This window comes from Microbacterium sp. (assembly GCF_049661145.1).
Taxonomy (GTDB): domain Bacteria; phylum Actinomycetota; class Actinomycetes; order Actinomycetales; family Microbacteriaceae; genus Microbacterium.
This window is the reverse complement of the sequence record NZ_JBASZT010000039.1, coordinates 1-2,030: the sequence shown is the minus strand read 5'-3', so window position 1 is coordinate 2,030 and position 2,030 is coordinate 1. Positions and strand designations below refer to the sequence as shown.

3 protein-coding genes are annotated in these 2,030 nt (G+C 72.3%); 2 read left to right on the top strand and 1 reads right to left on the bottom strand.

Annotated elements, in window-relative coordinates; all coding sequences use genetic code 11:
* Both WBP48_RS01655 and WBP48_RS01650 read left to right on the top strand, forming a co-directional pair.
* Positions 1-536 (top strand): peptidase M23 (locus tag WBP48_RS01655; RefSeq protein WP_424435113.1); only part of this gene is annotated, 536 nt, incomplete at its 5' end.
* Positions 533-1,375 (top strand): hypothetical protein, encoded by an 843-nt coding sequence (locus WBP48_RS01650; RefSeq protein WP_424435110.1) that lies wholly within the window; start codon positions 533-535, stop codon positions 1,373-1,375. The genes WBP48_RS01655 and WBP48_RS01650, both read left to right, overlap by 4 nt.
* Before the next feature lie 93 nt (positions 1,376-1,468).
* Here the strand turns inward: WBP48_RS01650 and WBP48_RS01645 are convergent.
* The coding region (locus WBP48_RS01645; RefSeq protein WP_424435107.1) for a universal stress protein at positions 1,469-2,030 on the bottom strand (562 nt) is incomplete at its 5' end.

Here is a 2,030-nt window from a genome sequence, read left to right as displayed (position 1 = left end):
GGATCACGGCGCTGCCCGTGCTCGCCATGGCGGCGCTCGTGGCGGGGGCGATGAGCTTCAGCGGACCGCGCGAGGGGCCGCCGCCGGGCGACCCGCCGGCATCCGCCTCCTACAGCCAGGAGCAGCTCGACAACGCGGCCGTCATCATCGTCGCGGGGCGTGATCTCGGGCTCCCGATGCGCGATCAGACCATCGCCGTCATGACCGCGATGGGCGAGTCGTCGCTGCGGAACCTCGAGTACGGCGACTGGGAGACGAGCGGCGTCACCAACCCCGACGGCTCCCCCACGACCTCGATCGGACTCTTCCAGCAGCAGGACGGCTGGGGCACGCGCGAGCAGCGGCTCGACCCCTACACGGCGGCGACCCTGTTCTACCGTGCGATGCTCGCGCGTGTGCCCGACCGCGACGGGCTCGAGCCGACGACCGTCGCCCACCGCACCCAGATCAACCGCGATCCCGACCACTACGCGCCCTACTGGCCGCTCGCGGTCGCCCTCGTCGAGGAGCTCTCCGGCGAGAGCAGGGCGGGATGAGCGCCGTGGAGCGGTCGACCTCGCTGCAGCGCACCTACCGCTACCTGCGCATCGGCGTCGCGGGCATGGTCGTGGTGATCTTCGCGTCGATCGGGGTGGCGGCGGCATCCGTCGGCTGGCTCACCTCGCTCAGCGACTACTACTACACGTCCGCGCGGACCCCGTTCGTCGGAGCCCTCATCGCGGTGGGGTTCGCGCTGCTCGCCCTCTCGGGCCGCGGCCTCGAGCGCGGTCTGCTCGACGCCGCCGCGCTGTTCGCGCCGCTGGTCGCACTCCTCCCCACGACTCTCGTCCCCGGAACCGTCACCGGCATAGAGCTGCCGTGCCGGTTCCGGTGCTTCCCGCCCGCCTACGAGGCCGATGCCGCCACCGGCATCGCCACCTACCTCATCGTCGGGACCGTCGTGGTCGTCGTCGGCGCGATGCTCGTGGCGATGGAGCAGGTTCCGCTCGCCTCGTTCGCGGTCAGCGGGGGCGTCGCCGTCGGCGTGCTCACCGCCGTCGGGCTGGCCTGGCTCCTGGCCCGCGACTGGATGCTCGCGCAGGGCCACTTCGCCGCGACCGTCGCCTTCTTCGCGCTGTTCGCCATCGTGGCGGTGCTCGCCGCCTTCCCTCGCCGATCAGAGGCGCCGGCGCGTGTCTTCCGCGCGTCGTACGTGACGATCGCCGTCCTCCTGCTCCTCGTCCTCGTCGCGTACATCGCCTTCCTGCCGCGGGCGGAGGCTCTCGGCATCCCCCTCGTGCTCGTCGCCGAGGCGGGTGCCCTCGTGCTGTTCAGCGCCTTCTGGGTCGTACAGGGCATCGAGAAGTGGGACGAGACGAGTCCGTCGCTGCGATGAGGCCTCAGGTGGCGGGACTTCGCGTTAGCTTTTCAGGGGCGCTGCCGCGCCGCGGGGGCGAGGAAATCTGCCTCAGGTGGCGAGACTTTGGTGTCAGCGCACGACGGCGGTCACCGTCGCCAGCCGTGCCAGCACCTCTTGGCTGATCGATCCGAGGAGGAGTCGCGCCACCGCGCCGCGCCCGTGCGTGCCGACCACCGCGAGCCGCGCGTGCTGCGCCCGCGCGTTGATGGCGTGCGACGGGTAGCCGCGCTCGACGACCCGCTCCACCTCGAGGTCGGGGTAGTCCGACGCGAGCCCGGCGACCGCGAGCGCCAGCGTCTCCTCGGTGGCGGTCTGCATGTTCGTCAGGTACAGGTCCGGGTACACGGCGAGCCCGTTGCGCGGAGCCTCCAGCGGCGTCCAGACACTGATCGCGACCAGCTTCTCCCCCAGCCGGTCGGCTTCCGCGGCGGCGAAGCGCAGCGCGTGCTCCGACACGGGCGACCCGTCGAGCCCGACCACCACGCCCGATCGCCCCTGGGTCTCGAAGTCCGGGACGACGACGACGGGGCACTTCGCGCCCGCGGCGATGCGGATGCCGTGGGCACCGCGCGCCAGCCCGTCACCGGGTCCGCGGTAGTCGCTGCCGATCACGAGCAGCGCCGCGTGCGAC